The organism is Nonomuraea rubra (assembly GCF_014207985.1).
Classification (GTDB): Bacteria; Actinomycetota; Actinomycetes; order Streptosporangiales; family Streptosporangiaceae; genus Nonomuraea; species Nonomuraea rubra.
The window spans coordinates 5,962,895-5,982,099 of the sequence record NZ_JACHMI010000001.1 but is presented as its reverse complement, the minus strand read 5'-3'; the positions used below and the strand labels follow the sequence as shown (position 1 = coordinate 5,982,099).

The window sequence follows — 19,205 nt, the reverse complement described above, 5'->3', positions numbered from 1 at the left end:
CCTACGCTCTGAGGGCCTCCGGCAGGAGGTCGCCGTGGGCGCGGGTGAGGTCGTCGGCCATGCGCCAGATGTCGTCCAGCGTGAGCGAGGCCGCCGTGTTGGGGTCGATCATCAGGGCGTGCCTGACGTGGCGGGGGTCGCCTTCGAGCGCGGCGCGTACCGTGAGCTCGTTGACGCTCGCGTACGTCCTGTTCAGGGCCGCGCACTGCGGGGGCAGCGCGCCGATCGCGGTGGGCCGCACGCCGGTGGCGTCCACCACGCACGGCACCTCCACCACGCAGCCCTGCGGCAGGTTGGAGATGAGCCCGTCGTTGACGACGTTGCCGTAGACGACGCGGGGCGTGCCGGTGACGATGCTGTGGATGATCTGGGGGGCGTACTCGTCGGTGCCGGCGAGGTCGAGCTCGCCGCCCTGCCGGACGAGGTCGCGGGTGCGCTTGTACTCTGCCAGGTTGTCCTCGCTGACCCGCAGGTACTCCCCCACCGGGATGCGCAGCCGGTCGAGCTCGGAGTCGTGGTGCATCAGCCAGGGCACGTACTCGGCGGAGTGCTCGCTGGTCTCGGTCGGGTAGTGGCCGAGCCGCCGGTACATGTCGATCCGCACCCGCCGCCGCAGCTCGGGGTCGCGGTCGGCGGCGCTGTCCAGGCGGGGGTACAGGTTCTCGCCGTCGCGCTCGAAGCGCAGCACCCACGCCTGGTGGTTGACGCCCGCCGCGACGTAGGAGATCTCCTCGTACGGCACCTCCACCAGCTCCGCCAGGCCCCGCATCGTCCAGTAGACCGAGTGGCACAGGCCGACCACGTTCCTGACCTTGCCCGACAGGTACCAGACGTTCATCGCCATCGGGTTGGTGTAGTTGAGCAGCAGCGCGTCGGGACAGACCGCGCCGATGTCCGCCGCCAGCGCGTCGAGCAGCGGGAACGTGCGCAGCGCGCGGAACACGCCGCCCGCGCCGATGGTGTCGGCGATCGTCTGGCGCAGGCCGTACCTGGCGGGGATCTCGAAGTCGGTGACGGTGGCGTCGTAGCCGCCGACCTGGACCATGTTGATCACGAAGTCCGCGCCGTCGAGTGCCTCGCGGCGGTCGAGGTGGGCGGTGACGGTGGCGGAGCCGGCGGTGATGCGGCGGGCGACGGCCTCGGCCACCTGCAGCCGCTCGGGGTCGATGTCGTGCAGCGCGATGCGCATGCCGCGCAGCTCGGGGAAGGCGGCCAGGTCGGCGAGCAGCCCCTGGGTGAAGACGACGCTTCCCGCCCCGACGAACACGATCTTCTTCATGAGGTTGCTTCCTCCCAGGTGGGCTGCGCCGCGGTGCCCCCGGCGGCGCGGGTGGAAAGGGTGCCGCAGGTCACGGCGACCGACATGCTCCGGCTCAGTGGCAGGCCGCGCAGGAGGGCGGCGAGCAGGCCCGCGTTGAAGCTGTCGCCCGCGCCGACGGCGTCCACGACGGTGGCGGGGCGGGCGGGGACCTCGACGAACTCGCCGTCGGCGAAGGCGAGGGCGCCGCGCTCGCCGCGCTTGACGACGGGCAGGGTGCCGCGGGCGGCCAGCTCCTTGACCGCCCGTTCGAGCTCGGCCCCCTGGTCCACCTCGCCATCCGTGCCGGCTCCCGAGACGGCGCGGGCGATGGCGAGGGCCTCGTTCTCGTTGGGGAGCAGCACGTCGGTGACCGGCAGCACCTCGGCCAGGCCCGCCCACCGGCCTGCCGGGTCGTCGTTGGTGTCGAGGGAGGTGGAGGCGCCGGCGGCCCTGGCCATGCCGAACAGCCCGGCCAGCCCCGCCGCCAGCAGCGGCTGCAGGAAGTACGACGAGACGTGCACGTGCGCGGCGCGTTCGAGCAGGCCGGGCGGCACGTCGGCGGGGGCGAGCCGGTCGAGGCAGCCGGGGGCGGTGAGGATGGCCCGGTCGTCGCCGTCCACCAGCACCACGGTCATGGCCGTGGGCACACCGGGGTCGACGACGCAGGCGGAGACGTCCACGCCGCCGCCGCGCAGGGCGTCCAGGACGAAGGCGCCCGCGGGGTCGTCGCCCACCCGCCCGACGAACGCGGTGCGCAGGCCCAGCCGGGCGGCGCCGTACGCGGTGATCGCGCCGGAGCCGCCGAGCACGAGGCCGGCGGCGGGGACGAGCTGCTCGCGCTGGCCGAACTCGGGATGGCGAGGCGAACCCGACACGATCACGTCCGGGTTGGCGTCGCCTGCGACTAGGAGGTCGAAGGTCGTTCTGGACACCACGGCACAGTCGCAGGAGTTGTGAAAGCTTGTCAAGCCTTGCGAATTTTCGAAGGTATTGACAAGACTTCGAAAGTGGCCATGATGGGCTCCAACATTCCGGGAGGGAGCATCCACAGTGCGAAGAAGAACCGTGGCGGCCCTGGTAGCGGCGATCATCCTGGCGGCCTCCGGCTGCGGGGGACCGTCCCAGGAGGGCGCCAAGACCGTGGACCCGCAGGCGAAGGTGAAGCTCACGTGGTGGTCGGGGCAGACCTCGGACGCGCAGAAGATCCTGGAGGGGCTGGCGGCCAAGTTCACCCAGCAGCATCCCAACGTCACCATCGAGGTCACCTCGGGCGCGTCCACCACCGACGAGCTGCTGCAGAAGTTGTCCGCGGGCTTCGCAAGCGGCGTGTATCCCGATATTTCCTATGCATTCGGTAGCTGGGCGTCGCAGTTGCAGGAGTCGGGCAAGACCCTCGACCTGACCGAGAAGGTGAAGGACCCGGCCGTCAAGTGGGCGGAGTTCCCCGAGTCCGCCCGCACCACCGCGACGCCGAACGGCCAGGTCATCGGCTTCCCCGCGATCGTGGACAACCTCGCCCTGCTCTACAACAAGACCCTCTTCGACGCCAAGCAGGTGCCGTACCCGACCGACGAGTGGACCTGGGACGACTTCAGGGCCGCGGCCAAGAAGCTCACGGACCCGGCGGAGAAGATCTACGGGACCGCGTACTCGGTGAGCGCCTCCGAGGACACCACCTGGCACTTCTGGCCGCTGCTGTGGCAGCGCGGCGGCAGCATCCTGTCGCAGGACGGCAAGCAGGCCGCGTTCAACTCCCAGGCCGGGGTGGACGCGCTGGAGTTCCTGCGGGCGATGGCGGTGGACGACAAGAGCGTCTACCTCGACCAGACCGACGAGCGGTACGCGCCGCTGTTCGGGGACGGCCGGATCGCGATGATCATCAACGGGCCGTGGTCGCTGCTGGAGCTGAAGGAGAAGAAGACCGACTACGGGGTGGCGTTCCTGCCCGGCACCAACGGCGACCACCAGACGGTCTCGGGGCCGGACCTGTGGACGCTGTTCGACAACGGCGACGCCAACCGGGCCTACTGGTCGTTCGAGCTGATGAAGTGGCTCACCTCGGCCGAGGGCGACGCCCAGTGGAACCTCGCGCAGGGCAACCTGCCGCTGCGCGCCTCGGAGACGTCGCTGCCGGAGTACCAGACCTACATCAAGGAGTACCCGGGCGTCGAGAAGCTGGTGGCCAACCTGGCGAACGCCAAGCAGGCCAGGCCCACGGTCAGCGGATACGTGGAAATGTCGCGTTATGTCGGTGAGGCCATCGCCAAGGCGATGCAGGGCGCGGCCACGCCGAAGGCGGCACTGGACGAGGCGGCCGCCAAGTCGCGCCAGGCGCTGGCCGGGGGCTGACGATGTCGCTGCTGTTCGCCGGGCGGCGCCAGGCCGCCGCCCACCGCGCGGCGATCCCGTCCGGCCGGCTGCGGTGGCTGCACCGCAGCCTGGTCGGATGGGGGTTCGCGGGGCCCGCCACCGCGCTCGTGGTGGGCCTGTCGATCTTCCCCGCGGTGTGGGCGTTCCTTATCTCGCTGCAGAAGTGGAACGGCATCGCCCCCGCCAAGCCCATCGGGCTGCTGAACTACGAGCTCATGGTCCAGGACCCGGACCTGCTCGCGGCGGTACGGCACACGCTGGTGTTCACGGTGCTGTTCGTACCCTCGTCGATCTTCCTCGGGATGCTGATCGCCGTCGCGCTCAACCGGCCGATCAAGCTGGTCGGCTTCTACCGGACGTGCATCTTCATCCCGTTCGTCGCGTCGGCGGCGGCGACCGGCATCCTGGCCAGCTTCGTCTTCAACCCCCAGTACGGCGCCGCCAACACCGTGCTGCGCACCATCGGCCTGCCGCAGCAGCAGTTCCTGGAGAGCCAGTCTCAGGCGCTCGCGGTGATCTGCCTGATCGCGCTGTGGGGCCAGGTCGGCTTCACCGTGGTCGTGTACCTGGCCGCGCTGCAGGACATCCCGAAGGACGTGGTGGAGGCGGCCCGGATGGACGGCGCCAACCGCTGGCAGGTGTTCCGGCACGTCACGCTGCCCGCGCTCGGGCCCGTCACCGTCTTCACCTCCATCTGGCAGACGATCACCGCGTTGCAGCTGTTCGACCTGGTCTTCACCACGACCAGGGGCGGCCCGCTGGGCGCGACGCAGACGATCGTCTACTACGTCTACCTCCAGGCGTTCAAGCTCACGAAGTTCGGCTACGGCTCGGCCGTCGCCTACGGGCTGTTCGCCGCGACCCTGCTCATCACCGTCGGGATGATCGTCTACTCCCGGCGCAGCAAGATCGAGGCCTTCTGATGCTGAGACGTCTGCCGTTCAGCCCCTGGCACCTGCTGCTGATGCCGCTGGCCCTGCTGTTCGCGCTGCCGCTGGTGCAGATGGTGCTGACCGCGTTCATGCCGGACGGCGACATCAACCGCTTCCCGCCCCGCCTCATCCCGAGCCGGCTGCAGCTCGACGGCTTCATCGGCCTGTTCACCGAGTCGCAGGCGCTGCGCTGGCTGCTGAACACCGTCATCGTGGCCGCCATCGCGGTGCTCGCCCAGCTCGTGCTCTGCTCCATGGCCGGGTACGGCTTCGCGCGGCTGAAGTTCTTCGGCAGGAACGCCGGGTTCCTGATGATCCTGGCGACCATCATGATCCCGACGCAGCTCCTGATGATCCCGACGTACGTGATGTTCAGCCGGCTCGGCCTGATCGACACCCTGGCGGCGGCGTTCGTGCCATGGCTGGCGTCGGCGTTCGGGATCTTCCTGATGCGGCAGTTCTTCCTGTCGCTGCCGGCCGAGCTGGAGGACGCGGCCCGCATCGACGGGTGCTCGACGTTCGGCGTGTTCTGGCGGGTGGTGCTGCCGCTGGCCAGGCCCGCGCTGGCGACGCTCACCGTGTTCACGCTGCTCGGCTCGTGGAACGACCTGATCTGGCCGCTGGTCGCGATCAGCGACGAGAGCCTCTACACGATGCAGCTCGGGCTGGCCAACTTCCAGGGCACCCGGCACACGCAGTGGTCGCTGCTGATGGCCGGGAACGTGGTGGCCACGATGCCGCTGATCATCGCGTTCGTGCTGGCGCAGCGGCAGTTCGTGGCCACCATGACGTTCAGCGGGCTGAAGGGCTGAGCCTCACCAGGTCACCTGGAGGGAGGTCAGCCCGTACACGACGTTCATGGACCGGAACTGCGGCGGCGGGCCGGCCTCGCGCAGGCCGGGGAAGCGCGCCAGCAGCGCGTTGAAGGCGATCTGCATCTCCATCCTGGCCAGCGGCGCGCCCAGGCAGTGGTGCACGCCGTGGCCGAAGGCCAGGTGGCCGAGGTCGCCGCGGGCGAGATCGAGCCGGTCGGCGTCGGGCACGAGCGCGGGGTCGCGGTTGGCGACGGGCAGCGCGACCACCACCAGCGCGTCTTCAGGGATGCGCACGCCCGACAGCTCGACCTCGGTGGTGGTGGTCTTGAACGTGCCGTTGTGCACGATGCTGAGCCAGCGCAGCAGCTCCTCCACGGCGGCGCCGGCGCGCTCGGGCTCCTTCCTGAGCAGGTCGAGCTGGTCGGGGTGGCGCAGCAGGGCCAGGGTGCCGAGGCCGAGCATGTTGGAGGTGGTCTCGTGGCCGGCCACCAGCAGCAGGCTGCCGATGCCGATCAGCTCATCGGTGGACAGGTCGTCGCCGTGCTCGCGCACCAGCATCCCCAGCAGGTCCTGACCCTGGTCGGCCCGGGCTCGGGCGACGAGCTCGCCCATGTAGGCGCGTGCCGCGTCGCGGATCGGGGCCCGCTCCTCCAGCGACAGGGACAGGTCGAGCAGGCTTCTCGTACGCCGCTGGAACTCCTCCCGGTCGGCGTACGGCACGCCGAGCAGCTCGCAGATCACCAGGGACGGGATCGGCAGCGCGAACGACTCGACCAGGTCCGCGGGCGGCCCGGCCACCTCCATCGCGTCGAGGTGCTCCGTCACGATGTCCCTGATCCGCGGTTCCAGGCGGCGGATGCGGCGCATGGTGAACTCCGGCGCCAGCATCCGGCGCAACCGGGTGTGCTCGGGCGGGTCGAACAGCAGCAGGTGGCCCGCCCGCTGCGCCTCCACCTGCTCCCTGGGCATGTCGGGCGCGCCCGGCGGGCGCGGCTGCCTGGCGTTGCTGAAGCGCGCCGGGTCTCCCAGCACCTCCCTGACGTCGGCGAACCTGGTGACCATCCAGACGTCCACCCCGAACGGGGTGGCCACCCGCCGCACGCCCTCCTGCTCGCGTACCCGCACGAGCTCGGGGTCCGGGTCGAACAGGGAGCGGCGCATGTAGAGGGGTAAGGTCGCGGAATCGCTCATGTGGTCTCCCGAGGGGATCTGCGCTGACCGCCACCTCCAGACTCTAGGCGTTCTCCCCGTCCCGCGGGCGGCCCGGCGGCACGAGGTCGCCGAGCGAGAGGGCCAGCCACAGGTGCAGGCGGTGGCCGGGGTCGGTGAACGGGCGGCCGGAGACGCGTTCGGCGGTGGTCAGGCGGCGGCGCAGCGTGTTGCGGTGCACGCCCAGGCGGCGGGCGGCCAGCTCCAGGTTCTCGCCCGCCTCCAGGTACGCGCGCAGCGTTGCCACCAGGTCGCCGCCGTGCCGCGCCTCGTGCTCGCGGAGCGGGCGCAGCACGGCGGCGGAGAAGCGGTGGGCGGCCTCGGGCAGGAACGCGTCCCTGAGCAGGGCCGCGGTCTCCAGCTCGTCCACGTGCGTGTAGCCGGGGGCGGCGCCGGCGCCTCGGCCGGCCAGGGCGGTGGCGTGGCGGGCCGCCGCCGGCAGCTCCTCCAGGTCGTGCGCCCGGCAACCGCCGCCCGGGGCGGCCAGCCGATCACACAGCCGCGCTCCCCGCGATCGAACCTCGCCCCGCCCGGCATCGCTCAGGCCGGGGTCCGGTGGCCGGGTGTCCTCCGGGAGCACGAAGAGGGTCGTCCCGTCGGGGCGGGTGCAGACGAAGGCCCGGTCCTCGGCGTCCGGGCCGGGCAGCACGTCCTCCAGCGCCTCCATCGCCGCGTCCGCCGGGACCCGCGCCCGCACCGCGATCACCTCGTACGGCGGCGCCACCGGGCACAGCTCGCCGAGCTGCCGCGGCGTCAGGGTGCCGTCCAGCACGGCGGACAGCAGCGCGGCCCGCTGGGCGTGGGCCCTGGCGCGGTTGGCACGCACGCCGGCCAGCTCCATGGCCAGCAGGCAGGCCGCCTGGTTGGCGAGCATCCTGGTGTGCCATTCCAGGGGTGAGGCCGTGCGGATGGCCAGCCAGCCGCTCGGCGGGCCGGTGAACCCGAGGCTCTGCACCTGGACGGCGTGGATGCCGTCGTCGAGCACGGTGGCGCTGCGCCGGGCGGCGCTCCGGGCCGCCGCCACCGCCCTGCCGTGCCACGGCCGCTCCACCACGCCAGGCACACCGGCAGCCGCGCGGGCACCCGCCGCGCTGTGCCGCCCGGGTGACGGCGCGGCCGGGCCGGAGGCGCGTGGGGTGCCGTGCGGGTCCAGCAGGAGGGCCTCGCCGCCGGTGTGCTCGGCCAGGGCGCGCAGGATGCCGGCGCTGCCCGCCTGGAGTGCGGCCCGGGCCATGGCCTCCTGGGCGGCCACGACGCGGCGCTCACCGCGTACGCGCTCGTCGGCGTGCCAGCGGGCCACCGCCTCCGTCACCGCGATGAACGGCGTGAGGATCTCCAGCACCGGCAGCCCGTGCTCGTCGGCGGCGGCCAGCACCTCGGCGGGCACCGACGTCACCGCCTCCCCCAGGGCGAAGGCCAGCGCCGCGCAGCCCGCGCCGGCCAGCCGCTCGACGTACGCGCGCCGCCCGGCGGCGTCGGCGGGCAGGCCGAGGCCGATCGTCAGCACCAGCTCGCCGCCGAGCAGCCACGGCACCGGGTCGGCCAGCTCCGACACGTGCGCCCACCGCACCGCCCGCGCCAGCCCCGCCCGCCCGGCCAGCAGCCGCATCTCCATGCCCGGCAGGGTCATCGCCTGCGCCACCGTCAACGCCACGGCGCCACCTCACGAGTGTGCATACCGCACTCTAATTCACCACCGGTGGTGCGTTTCGTCCCGGCTCTCCGCGGGATGACCTGCGCTTATCGTCGTCGCACCCCCTACACCCGGAGGAACCATGAACCGCGCCACCCGGGCGGCCGGCGCCGCCTTCGTCGGGACCACGATCGAGTGGTACGACTTCTACGTCTACGCCACCGCCGCCGCGCTGCTCTTCGACGACCTGTTCTTCCCCAACGCCTCCAGCCCCACGGTGGCGCTCATGGCGTCCTTCGCCACCTACGCGGTCGGCTTCTTCGCCAGGCCGCTCGGCGGCATCGTGTTCGGCCACTTCGGCGACCGGGTCGGCCGCAAGTCGGCGCTGGTGGTGACGCTGCTCATGATGGGCGCGGCCACGTTCGTCGTCGGGCTGCTGCCCACGTACGAATCCATCGGGGCGCTCGCCCCGGTGCTGCTGGTGCTGCTGCGGTTCGTGCAGGGGCTGGCGGTCGGCGGCGAGTGGGGCGGGGCGGCGCTGATGGCCGTCGAGCACGCGCCCGAGGGCAGGAAGACCTTCTACGGCGGGTTCGCGCAGCTCGGGAACCCGGCGGGCGCGCTGCTGGCGACGGGCGCGTTCAGCCTGATGAGCCTGTTCGGCGAGGACGCCCTGCAGTCGTGGGGCTGGCGGGTGCCGTTCATCGTCTCGGCGGTGCTGGTGCTGGTCGGCCTGTTCATCCGGCTGCGGGTCGAGGAGTCGCCGGTCTTCGAGCAGGCGGACAAGACCGGGGTGCCGATCAAGGAGGTGTTCCGCACCTCGTGGCGGTCGGTGCTGCTCGGGATCGGCACGCTGCCGGTGGCCATCGGCGGCTACTACATCCTGACCACGTTCCTGCTGTCGTACGCGACCGGGCCGTCCGTGGGCGCGTCCGAGCAGCTCATCCTGAACGGCCTCAGCTTCGCCTCGTTCGTCGAGCTGGTCGCCACGCTGGGCATCGCCTGGCTGGGCGACCGGTTCGGCAGCCGCAAGGTCGCCATCGTGTTCCTGGCCCTGACCGCGGTGCTGGCCGTGCCGCAGTTCGCGGTGCTCGGCTCCGGCAACGCGGTGCTGATCTTCGCGTTGCTCGGGCTGATGCGGCTGGTCACGTCCGGCACGTACGGGCCGATGGCCGCGATCCTGGCCGAGATGTTCCCGCCGAGCGTCCGCTACACCGGGATCTCGCTCGCCTACCAGGGCGCGGGCGCGATCTTCGGCGGCCTGTCGCCGCTCGTCGCCACCGCCCTGGTCGCCGCGTACGGCGGCGCCGCCTGGCCGGCCGTGGCGCTGCTCGTCGGCATGTGCGTGCTCAGCGTCATCTGCCTGGCCGTGGCGCCGCGCCACCGCGACCGCGTCCCCTCTGTCATCAGCGAATAGGAGAGCCTCCATCATGTCCACCACGACCGTCATCACCGGCGGCAAGGTCATCACCATGGATCCGGCGCGCCCGGACGCGCAGGCCGTGGCGGTCCGCGACGGCCGGATCCTGGCCGTGGGCCGCGAGCCCGACGTGCTGGCCGCGGCCGGTCCCGGCGCCGCGGTGGTCGACGCGGGCGGGCGCAGCGTGCTGCCGGGCTTCATCGACCCGCACAACCACCTGCTGTCCACGGCCGAGACGCTGGTCGCGGTGGACGCGCGCTACCCGGCCGTGGGCAGCGCCGCCGACCTGGTCGCCGCGGTCGCCGCCGAGGCCGCCAGGACGCCGGCGGGCCAGTGGATCAGGGCGTACGGGATGGACGACGCCAAGTTCCCCGGCGGCCGGCCCACCCGCCGGCAGCTCGACGAGGCCACCACCGACCACCCGGTGATCGTCTACCACGTGTCGGGGCACCAGGCCGTGGTGAACTCCACCGCGCTGGCCTGGCGCGGCATCGGCGAGGACGTGCCCGATCCGGCGGGTGGCGCGTTCGTGCGCGACGAGGGCGGCCGGCTGACCGGCATGGTGCTGGACTCCGCGATGGAGCTGCTGCTGCCGGTGGCCGTGGACATCGGCTGCCACGGCCCGAACTTCCACGTCGACCTGCCCCTGGAGCAGCTCCGGTCGTGGCTGGAGCTGGCCGGCGAGACGTACCTGCGGGCCGGGGTGACCACCGTGTGCGACCCGCAGGTGTCGCGGCGGGAGCTGCTGGTCTACCGGTCGGCGTGGGAGGCGGGCACGCTGCCGGTGCGCACGGCGGTCATGCCGCTGTCGCACATGCTGGACGAGCTGGCCTCGATCGGGCTGGCGGGGCCGTTCGGCGACGACCGGCTGCGGTTCGGCGCGATGAAGTTCTACTGCGACGGCACGCTGCTCGGCGGCACCGCGATGTTCGAGGAGCCGTACGGGGAGAACTTCGCCGGGTCCCTCTACCACGAGCCCGCGCAGCTCGTGGAGCTGGTGCGCAAGGCGGCGTCCGCCGGCTGGCAGATCGGCATCCACACGCAGGGCGACCGGGCCATGGGCTACTCCCTGGACGCGATCAAGGCCGCCGTGGCGGTGTCGGGCGACGACGCCAGGCCCCGGATCGAGCACTGCGGGTATCCGACGCCCGCGCAGGTCAGGGAGTTCGCCGCGCTCGGGGTGATCCCGGTCAACCAGCCCAACTTCCTCTACGACAGCGGCACCGACTTCGTGCGGCGGCTCGGGGAGCGGCGGGCGCACCGGCTGCAGCCGATGCGCGAGGAGCTGGACGCCGGGCTGCGGCCGGTGCTGTCCAGCGACTCGTTCGTGTCGTCGCTGCGGCCGATGGAGACGGTCTCGAACGCGGTGCGGCGGCGGACCCGCGAGGGCGGGCCGATCGGGGCCGGCCAGGCGGTCACCCTGGAGGAGGCGCTGCGGGCGCACACCGTCGACGCCGCCTACGCGTTGCGGATGGAGGATCGGATCGGGTCGCTGGTGCCTGGGAAGCTCGCGGACGTGGTGGTGCTGGACGCCGACGTCGCCGGGCTGGCCGTCGAAGGGCTGGCCGGGGTGGACGCGTGGCTCACCATGCTGGACGGGGAGATCGTCTACCGCGCCTGATCGTGCGACGCCGCAGAGCCACAGTGCCTTGTCCGGTGAGTCCACAGGCCGGTACGAGGTGCCGGCACTGGTGGGCGCCCGGCCGCCGCGCGCCCACCAGTCGTCAACCCGCCGCGGTGGTCACGTTCGGCCTTCCGGGGCGGCACCTGTGCTCAGCTCTCGTGAGCGGCACCTCCCAGCGCCACCGGCTTGGGCCGCTCGCAGGTGCTCCCGATGTCCACCGCGCGCCCCTCGCGGGCCGAGGCGAGCAGCGACTCCATGACGTCAAGGACGTGGAAGCCCAGCGTCCCGCCCGCCCTGGGCTCGCGGCCCTCGGCGAGGTCGATCAGGCCGACGCCGCGGCCCGCGCCGGAGTACCCGGCCGACACCGGCAGCGGGCGCGGGCCCTCGTCGCCGAGCCGGGTCAGCAGGACCTCGCCGTCGAAGTGGTTGGGGTCGGGCACCACGAGGGAGCCCCGCTCGCCGTGCACCTCGATGTTCGGCGCCTTGGTGGCCACCGCGTCGAAGCTCATCACCAGCGTGGACAGCGCGCCGGACTCGTGCACGAGCACGCCGGTGACGTGGGTGTCCACGGTGACGGGGATCTCCTCGCCCTGCCGCGGGCCCGAGCCGATCGTGCGCTTGGCCCGCGTACGGCTGGCCGCGCCGATCACCGCCGACACGGGCCCGAGCAGCGTCACCAGGCTGCTGATGTAGTACGGCCCCATGTCCAGGAGCGGCCCGCCGCCGGGGACGTAGTAGAAGTCGGGGTTCGGGTGCCAGCGCTCGTGCCCGGGCGTCACCATCGTGGCCGTGGCCGCGACGGGCCTGCCGATGAGGCCGTCGTCGATGGCCTGGCGGGCGGTCTGGGTGCCGGTGCCGAGCACGGTGTCGGGCGCGCAGCCGACCCGTACGCCCGCCGCCTGGGCCGCCTCCAGCACCCGGCGCGCGTCCTCGCCGGTCGCGGCGAGCGGCTTCTCGCAGTAGACGTCCTTGCCGGCCGCGATGGCCTGCAGCGCGACCTCGGCGTGCGCGGCCGGGATGGTCAGGTTGAGCACGGCGTCGACGCGGGCGTCGGCCATGAGCTCCGCCACGGTCAGCACGTCCACGCCCGGGTACGGCGCCACCGCCTCGCGCGCCCGCTCCAGGTCCAGATCGGCCACCGCCACCAGCCGTACCTGCGGCAGCCGGTCGATGGTGCGCAGGTACTGGGCCGAGATGGCCCCGCAACCGACGAGGCCCAGGTTCAGCGGCTGGCCCACAACATTCCCCTCTCGATGATGGTGCGCACGCTGTCGTTCCGCAGGACGTCGAGGCTGTGCCCCGGGGTCGCGACGAAGATGCGCCCCTTGCCCCAGCGGCGCGTCCAGATCGCCGGCGAGGTCACCTCCCGGTGCCAGGGGTCCCACGGGCGCACCTTCTGCGTCGTGGTCGCCAGCACGTCGTTGTAGTCGTCCGCCAGCACCCAGTACTGCTCGGTGACGAGGTCGAAGTCGCCGATCCCCTCGGTGATCGGGTGTCCGGCCGCCTCGGGCAGCATGTTGACGGTGTACGGGACGAAGTTGTGCCGTTCGGTGCCCGCGTCCTCGTCGTCGGGGTGCTTGCCCGGATGGCAGGCGAACTGCCCGCCGATCAGGTGCAGGTAGTCGGAGGAGTTGCGGTAGGAGTCGGCGATGCCGCCGTGCCAGCCCGCCATCCCGGTGCCGGCCTCGATGGCCGCCCGCAGGCCCTTGAGCTGGTCCTGCTCGATGGTGCCCATCGTGTAGCACTGCACGATGAGGTCGACCCCGGACATGTACGCGGGGTCCGCGTAGGGCGCCGGGCTGTCTGCCAGCCGCACCTCGAACCCGTTCTTCTCGAGGAAGGGCACGAAGAGGTCGGTGGCCGCCACCGGGGCGTGCCCTTCCCACCCGCCTCGCACCACCAGCGCCGTACGCCTGTGCTCGCCCGCCATGCATTCGCCAATCACTCGATGAACCACACAAATAGGCCGCGCGCCACTTAAGTCCCAAAAGAGGCACACTCCACCAATTGTGGCTGAGGGAGGGCCAAAACTCCCAGTGCTAATTCCGGACGCGCTCCTGGTGGCGTCTCACCTTCGTCCGGTTGCCGCACCGGCTCATCGAGCACCAGCGGCGCCTGCCCCCCTGCGACCGGTCCACGAAGCGCAGGGCGCAGCGGTCGGAGCCGCACACCCGCACCCGCCCCACCTCGGGCGACAGCAGCAGCTCGGCCGCGTCGCGGGCGACGAGCCCCAGCCCGGCGACGACGTCGCCGGCGAGCCGCTCGGCCCGCTGCTCCAGCCGGCCGTCCGCGATCACGAGCTGGAGGAGCGGGCGGGGCGCCGCCGCCACCGCCTCGTTGATCGTGTCCACGTCCGCGAGGGCGGGCAGGCCGCCCCCGGCCGCGCCCAGCACGGCCCGGTCGATCGCCTCCCGCAGCAGCCTCGCCGACCGCAACGCCGCGCCGGGCTGGGCGGGCAGGCGCGCGCCGGGAACGACCAGCCCGGCGCCGTGCAGCCAGCGCACCAGGTCCTCCGGCTCCTCAAGAGTCTCGCGGGGCACGTCCCACCGGTCGCGCAGCGTGTTGACGAAGTCGAGGCACACCCGGCCGCCGTCCCGGATCCACGCGTCGTTCGCTGCCATGTCCCCATTCTCGCGGTAATGTCACTAACCCTATGAACAGGTTAAGTGAAGGGGTGCCCATGAAGTCCACAGGAGTGGCCGTCGCCGGCGGGATCCGGCTGCACTACACGCGGGCGGGCTCCGGCCCGCTGGTGGTGCTGCTGCACGGCTGGCCGCAGACCGGCCTGTGCTGGGAGCCGGTGCTCGGCCCGCTGGCCGAGCGGCACACGGTGGTGGCTCCCGACCTGCGCGGGTACGGCCTCAGCGACAAGCCCGCGACCGGCTACGACAAGCGGCGGATGGCGGCGGACCTGGCGGAGCTGGTCGGCTCGCTCGGGTTCGAGCGGGCGTCGGTCGTGGGGCACGACCGGGGCGCGCGCGTGGCGCACCGGTGGGCGCTGGACCGTCCCGACCAGGTGGAGCGGCTCGCCGTGCTGGACGTGGTGCCGACCCGCGAGATGTTCCGCCGGCTGGACGCCTCCGTCGCCTCGGCGTACTGGCACTGGCTGTTCCACCTGCAGCCGGACCTGCCCGAGCGGCTGGTCGGGCAGGACGTGCGCGGCTATCTGGAGTACTTCTTCGAGCGCTGGACGTACAACCGGCACGGGCTGTCCCCCGAGGCGGTGGACGCCTACGTCCGGGCGTTCTCGCGGCCGGGCGCGCTGCGGGCGGGCTTCGACGACTACCGCGCCCACGAGCGCGACCTCGCGCTCGACGACGAGGACGCCGCCGCGGGGCGCCGGCTGACGATGCCGGTGCTGGCCCTGTGGGGGTCGGCGGGGCTGCCCGCGCGGCTGCCCACGCTGGAGATCTGGCGCGAGTACGCCGACGACGTGCGGGGCTTCGAGATCCCCGAATGCGGCCACTTCATCCCCGAGGAGCGTCCGGACGCCCTGCTGGCCCACCTGCGCGACTTCCTGCCGGGCCTCACCACCTGACGCCGCGCGCCACCTCCCGCCCGTTCACATCCCCGCGCTCACCCGCGGTTTCGCCTCCGTCGCGGGAAGATCTGCCACTTCCCCAGCGGGCAGGCGCGGCACCGCCGCCACCAGATCGCGCGTGTACGGGTGTCGCGGCGAGGTGGTGGACGACGCCCACGACAGCGGCACCACGTCCTCCAGTCCCTTGAGCTTGCGGACGATCGCGGCGCGGTGGGCGTACGGGCAGACCCAGGCGGCGTAGAGGTGGTAGCGGCCCGGCCCGGCGGGGTGGCCGCTGGAGCCGTCGGCGGTGATGCGGCCCTGGAAGGGGTAGAGGGGGCGGTTCCAGTCCGGTGACAGGTGCAGGCGGCCCGGCCCGTACTGGCCGTAGGAGACGTGGTCGACGGGGCTCGCGTAGGTGGGAGTCCCGGTGGAGATGGTCACACTCAGCTCCAGGTGCGGAAATTTCAGTCTTCGGGGTGCGGGAGGAAGCGGCCGAAGCGGCCCTGGTGGTACAGGAGGGGGCGGCCGGTGCTGTGCGTCTCGACCTCGGCGACGAGCCCGACGACCAGGAGGTGGTCGCCGACCTCGGCCCGCTCGTACGGCAGGCAGACCAGGTGCGCGAAGACGTCCCGCAGCAGCGGCGCGCCGAGCGGCCCCGGCCGCCAGCGGGTGGGCGGCGCGAACCGGTCGGCGCCCTTGCGGGCGAAGCGGGTGGCCACCTCCGCCTGGTCGCTGGCCAGGATGTTGACCGCGAAGTGGTCGGCGGCGCCGAGCAGCGGCCAGGTGGTCGAGGAACGGTCCACATAGAAGGAGACGAGCGGCGGTTCGAGGCTGACCGAGGAGAACGACGTGGCGGTCAGCCCGACGGGGACGCCGCCGGTCTGCGCGGTGATCACCACGACGCCGCTGGCGTGTACGGCGAGCGCGCGGCGGAAGTGCTCGGCGGCGACGGCCCGCCCTGGCAGCGTCTCCGTCATGCGGCGCTCCTCTGGAGGCGGGTGAAGGGCAGGACTGGGCTGGCTGGGATCACGGGATGTTCCTCACGGGAGAACGGGCGCGGGAGGGAGAGAGGGGCGTGGGCGACGGCGGCCACGCCACGGCCTGGATCCGTGATCAACGACACTGGGCGCTGGCCACGTGTCCGAAGTCCACGTGGTGGCGCTTGGTGAGGCGGAGGCCCTGGCTCATGGTCACGACGCTAAGCGGGCATTCCGAATAAGTCAATATTTCCTACAGGTTTTACCGGTAATGCCTTCGTTTCAGGCCCGCACCCCCTACACTGAGCTCGACGCCGCAAGCAGGTGCCGTCAGAGGTTTGTAGTACACGAGGAGGCTGCCGTGGCCGCTGGCGGACCGCGTCCCGGCCGGCGCGAGAAGGCGGGCGCCCGCTCGCTGCTGCTGACCGTGCTCGGCGAGTTCGTGCTCCCCCGCGGCGGCGAGGTCTGGACCGGCACCCTGGTCACCGCGCTCGGCACGCTCGGCGTGGAGGAGAAGTCGGCCCGCCAGGCCCTGTCGCGCACGGCCGCCGAGGGCCTGCTCGAGCCCGCCCGGCACGGCCGCAGGGTGCGCTGGAGCCTGACCGCCGCCGGCGACCGGCTGCTGCGCGAGGGCACCGAGCGCATCTACGGCTTCATGCGCGGCCCGCACGACTGGGACGGCCGCTGGCTGGTCCTCACCGCCGGGGTGCCGGAGAGCCAGCGGCGGCTGCGCCACCGCCTGCGCACCAAGCTCACCTGGCTGGGCCTCGGCTCCCCCGCCCCCGGCCTGTGGGTGATCCCCGACGCCTCGAAGGAGGCCGCCGTCCGCGACGTGGTACGCGAGCTCCACCTCGACGGCCGGGCCTTCGCCTGGACGGGCCCGTCGGCCGGGATCGGCGACCTCGGCGAGCTGATCATGGCCGCGTGGGACCTCGGCGACGTCGAGAAGCGCTACCTGCGCTTCATCGAGCGCTTCGAGCGCGTCACCCCCGGGTCGGACCGGGAGTCCTTCGTCAACCAGGTGCTGCTCATCCAGGAGTGGCGGCACTTCCCGTTCCTCGACCCCGACCTGCCCGCCGAGCTGCTCCAGCAGGACTGGCCGGGCCCGCGCGCCGCGGCCGTCTTCCACGACCTGCGCAACCGGTGGCACCGGCGCGCGCAGGCCGAGTGGGACGCCATGCAGGACGGGACCGCCACCTCAGGCTGACACTCTACGAACGCCCGACGCCACGCAGGCGTCTTGTAGCCCGGTCAGGCCTCGCTACGGCGGCGGCTGCAGCGTGAGCGGGCCGAAGGCGTGCCCGGCCCACAACCGGCGGGAGACCTCCTCCGGATACGCCGTCACGCCGGGCTCGGTGGAGACGACCCACGTGTGCCTGGTCTCCGGCTCGTACGCCGGCCAGCCCGGATCCCCCGTCGCGGCGAAGGCGACCCAGGCCGCGCGCACCCGGGCGGACAGCTCAGCCGCGACCGGCGGCGGCTCCGGGCCGAGCAGCAGCCCCGCCGCCCCGGCGGTCAGGTTGCCGAACGTCAGCGGCAGGCCGAGCCCGTGACACGCGCCGAGGATCTCGCCGCCCATGCCGGGGGCGGGCCAGGTCAGCTCGTACACGTACGCCCGCCCCTGGTGGGCCTCGGCCAGCCGCAGGGAGGGCATCCTGAACAACCAGTCCGAGTGCACCAGCTCGTACAGCCGCTCCTCGCCCGCCTCCGGGTAGGCGGCCCGGTAGGCCTCCGGGTCCGGGGCGAGCTCCCGCAGCGCGGTGGCCGCCCGGTCGGCGGTGATCTCGCCGAGCTCGCCCCTGATGGCCATGAACAGCCGGTACTCGTCGCGGTTGTGCCCCGCGATCAGGTCCACCTCCCGCGCGGCCTCCCACGGCACTCCGGGCAGCACCTCGCCGTCCACGACCGGCCCGAGCAGCGTCTGGGCGTACGCGGCCCGGCCCCACCGCGGGCAGCCGCCCATCTTCTCCGACACCGCGTCGCCCGCGTCGATCAGCCGCTCCGGCGGCAGGTGGGCGAGCTCGCCCGCGTGCGGGGGCAGGCCCAGCTCAGCGGCCACGACGGTGCCGAGGTCGGCGGCCAGCTCGGCGGAGAAGAACAGGCCCGGCACGCTCTGCGCGATCGCCCCGCGGAACAGGCCGGCCGCCGCGGGCATCGCCATCAGCGCCGCGATGCTCCCCGCGCCGGCGGACTCGCCGAAGACCGTGACCCGGTCCGGGTCTCCGCCGAACGCCGCGATGTTGCCGCGCACCCAGCGCAGGGCGGCCGCCTGGTCCAGCAACCCGCGGTTGGCCGGCGCCCCCTGGAAGTGACCGAAGCCCTCGGCGGAGACCCGGTAGTTGAAGGTGACCACGACGACGCCGTCCCGGGCGAGCACGCGGCCGTCGAAGAGCGGGTCGCCGGACCACCCGTACATGTAGCCGCCGCCGTGGATCCACACCATCACCGGCAGCCGGGCGGTGCCGAGGTCGGGGGACCAGACGTTGAGGGTCAGCCAGTCGCCGTCCCCGCCGTCCGCGCGGGACGCGCCCAGCAACCTGGACTGCGGCGGCGGCGGACCGAACGCGCCGGCCTCGCGCACCCCGTCCCACGGCTCGGCCGGCACCGGCGCGGCCAGCCGCAGCGCGCCCACCGGCGGGCGCGCGAACGGCACGCCGCGGAAGACGGCCACGCCGTCCTCCACCCGCCCGCGCAGCCTTCCCGTGCTCACCCGGACCTCCGGGTCCGCGGCTCCGATGGTGCTCATGGCACGCTCCTCGTCCGGGGGTGCCGGCTCCCACAGCCGGGCGCGGCCATCCTCCCCCGGACCGCGGGCCCGCCGCACCTGGATATCGCGCGTGACGACGCCCGGCCATCCCGTGCCAGGGTCCCCGGTGTCCCGGTGGTGTGGTCAGGGGGTGTCGCGGGCTCCCACCGTGATCACGCCGGCCGTGTGCAGGCTGGTCAGCAGCGCCCAGTCGTCGGCCGGGTCGAGCCAGACCTGGAGCTCGGCGGGGCCCGACGGTCTCGGCAGCGCTCCGGCGGGCCGGTAGAACGACGTGACCAGGACGAGCGGGACGGGTGCCGTCCAGCGGGCGGGCGCGGGTGGCTCGTGCCTGCCGCCGAGCAGGACGGCCCGCTCCGCCTCCCCGCACGCGCCGAGCCGCCCGGCCGCGAGCTGCGCCTGCAGCCTGACCTGGACGTCCAGGGCCAGGGCGAGCCGCGCCGCCGCCCGTTCGCCTTCTGTGCCGAGGCCCGGGTAGCCGGGGACGAGCATGCCGACGAGCTCGGCCGGCTCGTCGGCGTAGCCGCGCAGGGCGCCGCCCGCGTGGATCATCTCGTAGCGGTACGGCCGGCCTTCCGCGTTGACCGGCGGGGCGGGCAGCCGCTCCGCCATGGAGACGTTGCGGATGATCACGGTCATGG

Annotated in this window: 18 protein-coding genes; 7 read left to right on the top strand and 11 right to left on the bottom strand. The window is 72.9% G+C overall.

Going from position 1 to position 19,205, the window contains the following annotated elements; all coding sequences use genetic code 11:
* Position 1 precedes the first annotated feature (1 nt).
* Together melA and HD593_RS27065 are read right to left on the bottom strand one after the other, a co-directional pair.
* Positions 2–1,279, bottom strand: coding sequence for an alpha-glucosidase/alpha-galactosidase (gene melA, locus HD593_RS27070; RefSeq protein WP_185104884.1), 1,278 nt, complete (start codon positions 1,277–1,279; stop codon positions 2–4).
* Positions 1,276–2,232 carry a carbohydrate kinase family protein gene (locus tag HD593_RS27065; protein WP_221524983.1) on the bottom strand — a complete coding sequence of 319 codons (957 nt, stop codon included), beginning with the start codon at positions 2,230–2,232 and terminating at the stop codon, positions 1,276–1,278. Before HD593_RS27065 ends, melA begins: the two co-directional genes overlap by 4 nt.
* A 118-nt stretch (positions 2,233–2,350) precedes the next feature.
* On the opposite strand from HD593_RS27065, the gene HD593_RS27060 reads away from it, so the two are divergent.
* From HD593_RS27060 to HD593_RS27050, 3 genes are read left to right on the top strand one after another with little or no spacing between them, the layout of a single operon-like run.
* The gene (locus HD593_RS27060; RefSeq protein ID WP_185104882.1) at positions 2,351–3,649 is read left to right on the top strand and encodes an ABC transporter substrate-binding protein; all 1,299 of its coding nucleotides are present in this window, start codon (positions 2,351–2,353) and stop codon (positions 3,647–3,649) included.
* Positions 3,650–3,651: 2 nt separating this feature from the next.
* Entirely contained in the window at positions 3,652–4,593 is a 942-nt protein-coding gene (locus HD593_RS27055) for a carbohydrate ABC transporter permease (RefSeq protein WP_185104881.1), read from the top strand.
* A complete protein-coding gene (locus HD593_RS27050) occupies positions 4,593–5,414 on the top strand; it encodes a carbohydrate ABC transporter permease (protein WP_185104880.1) in 822 nt (273 codons plus the stop codon). The genes HD593_RS27055 and HD593_RS27050 overlap by 1 nt, the downstream gene beginning before the upstream one ends.
* 3 nt (positions 5,415–5,417) lie before the next feature.
* On the opposite strand, the gene HD593_RS27045 is transcribed toward HD593_RS27050, so the two are convergent.
* Positions 5,418–6,608 (bottom strand): cytochrome P450, encoded by a 1,191-nt coding sequence (locus HD593_RS27045; protein ID WP_185104879.1) that lies wholly within the window; start codon positions 6,606–6,608, stop codon positions 5,418–5,420.
* A gap of 43 nt (positions 6,609–6,651) precedes the next feature.
* Positions 6,652–8,280, bottom strand: coding sequence for a PucR family transcriptional regulator (locus HD593_RS27040; RefSeq protein ID WP_312903732.1), 1,629 nt, complete (start codon positions 8,278–8,280; stop codon positions 6,652–6,654).
* A 121-nt stretch (positions 8,281–8,401) separates the two neighbouring features.
* On the opposite strand from HD593_RS27040, the gene HD593_RS27035 reads away from it, so the two are divergent.
* On the top strand, positions 8,402–9,673 hold the full coding sequence (locus HD593_RS27035; protein WP_185104878.1) for an MFS transporter: 1,272 nt from the start codon (positions 8,402–8,404) through the stop codon (positions 9,671–9,673).
* Between the two features lie 13 nt (positions 9,674–9,686).
* Positions 9,687–11,297, top strand: a complete 1,611-nt coding sequence (locus HD593_RS27030; RefSeq protein ID WP_185104877.1) for an amidohydrolase — start codon at positions 9,687–9,689, stop codon at positions 11,295–11,297.
* Positions 11,298–11,449: 152 nt separating this feature from the next.
* On the opposite strand, the gene HD593_RS27025 is transcribed toward HD593_RS27030, so the two are convergent.
* From HD593_RS27025 to HD593_RS27015, 3 genes are all read right to left on the bottom strand, one after another.
* On the bottom strand, positions 11,450–12,538 hold the full coding sequence (locus HD593_RS27025) for a Gfo/Idh/MocA family protein (protein WP_185104876.1): 1,089 nt from the start codon (positions 12,536–12,538) through the stop codon (positions 11,450–11,452).
* Entirely contained in the window at positions 12,523–13,230 is a 708-nt protein-coding gene (locus HD593_RS27020) for a ThuA domain-containing protein (RefSeq protein ID WP_185104875.1), read from the bottom strand. Before HD593_RS27020 ends, HD593_RS27025 begins: the two co-directional genes overlap by 16 nt.
* Before the next feature lie 109 nt (positions 13,231–13,339).
* Positions 13,340–13,921: a CGNR zinc finger domain-containing protein gene (locus HD593_RS27015; protein WP_185104874.1), complete on the bottom strand. Its 582-nt coding sequence runs from the start codon at positions 13,919–13,921 to the stop codon at positions 13,340–13,342.
* 59 nt (positions 13,922–13,980) lie between these two features.
* On the opposite strand from HD593_RS27015, the gene HD593_RS27010 reads away from it, so the two are divergent.
* Entirely contained in the window at positions 13,981–14,838 is an 858-nt protein-coding gene (locus HD593_RS27010; protein WP_185104873.1) for an alpha/beta fold hydrolase, read from the top strand.
* Positions 14,839–14,862: 24 nt separating this feature from the next.
* Here the strand turns inward: HD593_RS27010 and HD593_RS61825 are convergent, their stop codons facing one another.
* Positions 14,863–15,264 carry a hypothetical protein gene (locus HD593_RS61825; protein ID WP_312903730.1) on the bottom strand — a complete coding sequence of 134 codons (402 nt, stop codon included), beginning with the start codon at positions 15,262–15,264 and terminating at the stop codon, positions 14,863–14,865.
* Between the two features lie 23 nt (positions 15,265–15,287).
* Positions 15,288–15,800, bottom strand: coding sequence for a flavin reductase family protein (locus tag HD593_RS27000; RefSeq protein WP_185104872.1), 513 nt, complete (start codon positions 15,798–15,800; stop codon positions 15,288–15,290).
* Between the two features lie 361 nt (positions 15,801–16,161).
* Here HD593_RS27000 and HD593_RS26995 point away from each other — a divergent pair, with 361 nt between their 5' ends.
* On the top strand, positions 16,162–17,007 hold the full coding sequence (locus HD593_RS26995; RefSeq protein ID WP_221524982.1) for a PaaX family transcriptional regulator: 846 nt from the start codon (positions 16,162–16,164) through the stop codon (positions 17,005–17,007).
* Between the two features lie 54 nt (positions 17,008–17,061).
* Here HD593_RS26995 and HD593_RS26990 read toward each other — a convergent pair whose 3' ends face one another.
* Complete coding sequence (locus HD593_RS26990) at positions 17,062–18,546, bottom strand: carboxylesterase/lipase family protein (protein ID WP_185104870.1); 1,485 nt, start codon at positions 18,544–18,546, stop codon at positions 17,062–17,064.
* A gap of 144 nt (positions 18,547–18,690) precedes the next feature.
* Positions 18,691–19,203 (bottom strand): hypothetical protein, encoded by a 513-nt coding sequence (locus HD593_RS26985; RefSeq protein WP_185104869.1) that lies wholly within the window; start codon positions 19,201–19,203, stop codon positions 18,691–18,693.
* Between the last annotated feature and the right edge of the window lie 2 nt (positions 19,204–19,205).